General features: G+C 62.6%; 5 protein-coding genes. 4 read left to right on the top strand and 1 reads right to left on the bottom strand.

Going from position 1 to position 2,898, the window contains the following annotated elements; translation table 11 throughout:
- Positions 1–165: helix-turn-helix domain-containing protein (locus tag A3764_RS26430; RefSeq protein WP_150122142.1), on the bottom strand; the 165-nt coding region annotated here is incomplete at its 3' end.
- Positions 166–294: 129 nt separating this feature from the next.
- Between A3764_RS26430 and A3764_RS10920 the strand changes: the two genes are divergently transcribed.
- From A3764_RS10920 to A3764_RS10905, 4 genes are all read left to right on the top strand, one after another.
- The gene (locus A3764_RS10920; RefSeq protein WP_067926888.1) at positions 295–798 is read left to right on the top strand and encodes a DUF305 domain-containing protein; all 504 of its coding nucleotides are present in this window, start codon (positions 295–297) and stop codon (positions 796–798) included.
- Between the two features lie 147 nt (positions 799–945).
- Positions 946–1,287, top strand: coding sequence for an NADH-quinone oxidoreductase subunit A (locus A3764_RS10915; RefSeq protein WP_067926894.1), 342 nt, complete (start codon positions 946–948; stop codon positions 1,285–1,287).
- Positions 1,278–2,327 (top strand): hypothetical protein, encoded by a 1,050-nt coding sequence (locus tag A3764_RS10910; protein ID WP_067926899.1) that lies wholly within the window; start codon positions 1,278–1,280, stop codon positions 2,325–2,327. Before A3764_RS10915 ends, A3764_RS10910 begins: the two co-directional genes overlap by 10 nt.
- Positions 2,327–2,898, top strand: a 572-nt coding sequence (locus A3764_RS10905; RefSeq protein ID WP_201722424.1) for an NADH-quinone oxidoreductase subunit H, incomplete at its 3' end; no start/stop codon positions are given. The genes A3764_RS10910 and A3764_RS10905, both read left to right, overlap by 1 nt.

The following is a 2,898-nucleotide window of genomic DNA, read 5'->3' as shown; positions in this document are numbered from 1 at the left end:
GCGCTGACAAAGCGAAACGCCGAGGCGCTGCTCAAGTGCGGTGATGTGATTGCTGATCGTCGACGGACCGACCCCAAGCTCCGTCTGCGCGGCGGCAAAGCCGCCATGGCGCACGACTGCGTCGAACACTCGGAGAAGCCGAAAATCACTGCCGGAAATGCGCATGAAAACTGATAAGCACAAACGGGTTCGACAATGAACAGGTTTCTCGAAGGCTCCCGGCGGGAACCTCTTGAAAATTAATCGCGTTGGAATTTTCAGAACGTGGAAATTTTTCAAGCGAAGGAGAACGACATGACATCACAGCGCCAAGCCACTGCCAATCTGGTCCATAACGGTGAATATTCCGATATGCGCTTCGTCAACATGATGTCCGCTCACCACGCGATGGCGGTTTCCATGGCCGAAGTCGCGCTGGACAAGGGCGAACATGACGAACTCGTCGATTTCGCGAAAACCATGATCAAGGATCAGAAGAAAGAGATCGAGACGCTCGACAAGATCATCGAAGACCTCGACGGTCCCAACAGCGTGGCCACCGAAACCCACCCCCATGAACGCAGCATGCTGGGAATGGACAGCCCCGAGGAGCTTGCCCGGAAATCGCCCTTCGACAAGGCGTTCATCGACTCCCAGCTGCCGCACCACGCCTCGGCCATCGAAATGGCTGCGGTGGCGCTAAAGCAGAGCCAGAACGACGACATCAAGAAGCTTTCGCGCAGCATCATCGATGCCCAGTGCAAGGAGATCGGGAAGATGATCGACTGGCGCCATAGCTGGTATGGTGAAAAGGGCTGATCTGCTGCTGGGCGGGCAGGATGCGAGGTTCGATGCCCCACCCGCACCCGCCGCAGTGCAGAAAACAGCAAGTATCCAGTGGGAAGAAGGCTTTTCTCGCCCCTGTCGATAGGTAACTTTGATGATGCATGAGAGTTGCGGGGATTTATGCCGACATTGATCGCCATCATCTTGATCTTTGTGTTGTCACTGGGTTTCACGGTCGCCTTGCGTGCGGGTGCCACGGCTTCGGTCACCTACCCGCAAAAGCGCCCGATCCTTGGCGGCGGCGATCCTGAAACCCATGCCTGGCAACGCTTCCACGTCCGCTATTACACCATGACCCTGCTCTTCGTCGCCTTCGAGATGGAGATGATGTTCATGTACCCCTGGGCCGTCGTCTTCGTCGAGGAAGGGCCGAAAGCGCTGGCGGAGATGGGCATGTTCCTGACGATCCTGTCGGTCGGCATCCTCTATGGCTGGCGGGAAGGGATATTCCGATGGGAATGAACTGGCTCGCCCATCTGGCCGCGCGCGCCGAGGTGCCGGTTTTCCTCGCCGAAGGCGAAGCCGCCCCGGCGGAATACGCCCATCTGCTGGCCCGGATGCCCGCCCTGCGCATGGTGGACACGCCGCGCGCGGCGGCGATCCTTCTGGTGGTGGGCACGGTACCGAAGGCGCTCTTGCCCCAGCTTCACCGCCTGCATGACCAGTTGCCCCACCCCCGGGCCACCATCCTCTGGCAATCGCGCAACGACCTGTCGGGCGCAAAGCGGATAGACAGCGCCGAGGATATCGGCACCGCCATAAAGACCCTCCACAGCGACCTTCTGGCGGGCAATGTGGAAAGCGAGCCTGACATCCTGCCCGACGCGCCGCCCAACGAATGGCGCGGCGTGGGGCCGCACGGTCAGGGCGGCAAGGGCATGATGGGCGGCACGCCCTATGGCAGGCCCATGGCGATGACCGCCGCGGACCTGCGCGACGGCTTGGAGCTCGACACCTACACGGCCGATTTCGGCCCCTTCCTGCCGATGTTTCCGCCGGGGCTGGTGCTGAAGCTGACCCTGCAGGGCGACGTCATACAAACCGTCGCCGTCACCCACCCGCCGTTCGAGACGACCGAGGACCGGGGCTGGGTTCTGCTCGACCTGCTGGGCCTGCCCGCGCTGGCCCAAAGGAAATTGCGCGGCGACGCCACGGGCAAGGGATCTTTCGACCGGCTGGCCCGGCTGACAGCGGCCCGGGCCGCGATCCCCGATGGGCTGGGCCGCACGCATGACGGCTCCGACGTCCGGGCGCGGTTCGATCATTTGATGTCCCGCAGAGACTCCGCGCTGAACCTGCATCTGCACCACACCGGCCTCGACGACCTGCTCGTCGGTCTCGAATGGCATGAAGCGATGCTGGTGCTGAACAGCTTCGACACCGCATCGCTGCGCACCATCTGCGGCAATACCCCGGAGCCGGAAACCGATGACGACGCGGATGGCGAGGATGACAAAAAGGAAGGCGGCATGGATCATGGCGCCCACGCGGGTCACATGTGATGAGCTTTCCTGTCGCCTTCCTCATCATGCTGGTCTTCCTGCTCTTCGGCATCGCCCTTGCCGCGATCCTTGACGGAGTCATTTACCGCCGCATCGCCGGCCGCCCCGGCATCCCGGTACTGATGCCCTTCTACAGGGCCGCGGCGCATCTGAGCCGCCAGCGCATCGAGACGGAAGCCCCCGACAGGCTCAACTGGTTCCTCGCCATTGGGGGATATATCGCCGTCGGCGCGGTGGGGCTTGCCGTCGTGCCGCTCGGGCCCGAGAGCGCGGTCATCGGGATCAAGACCAGCGTGGTGCTTTGGGGGGCCTGCGAGGCGCTCGTGGTCGTTCTGGTCTTTTTGCACGGCTGGTCGCCCAATTCCCCCCTCGCCCTGATCGGGGCCTACCGCTACGTCGCCATCGGCCTGCCCATCATGCTGCTCAGTATGTTCGTGCTGATCGCTGCCGCCCTGCCTGCCCAATCGCTCGACCTGCGCGAAATCGTGATATCGCAGGAAGACATCTGGAACGTCATCCGCCAACCGCTGGGCCCGCGCAGGGTCAGCGACAGGCCCAGCAGCAGGAAAAG

The organism is Sulfitobacter sp. HI0129 (genome assembly GCF_001635395.1).
GTDB lineage: Bacteria > Pseudomonadota > Alphaproteobacteria > Rhodobacterales > Rhodobacteraceae > Sulfitobacter.
This window is presented reverse-complemented; position numbering and strand designations above follow the sequence as displayed.

Coding starts and splice junctions, on each gene's coding strand:
- A3764_RS10920 (WP_067926888.1), top strand. CDS start 295: ATGACATCACAGCGCCAAGCCACTGCCAATCTGGTCCATAACGGTGAA.
- A3764_RS10915 (WP_067926894.1), top strand. CDS start 946: ATGCCGACATTGATCGCCATCATCTTGATCTTTGTGTTGTCACTGGGT.
- A3764_RS10910 (WP_067926899.1), top strand. CDS start 1,278: ATGGGAATGAACTGGCTCGCCCATCTGGCCGCGCGCGCCGAGGTGCCG.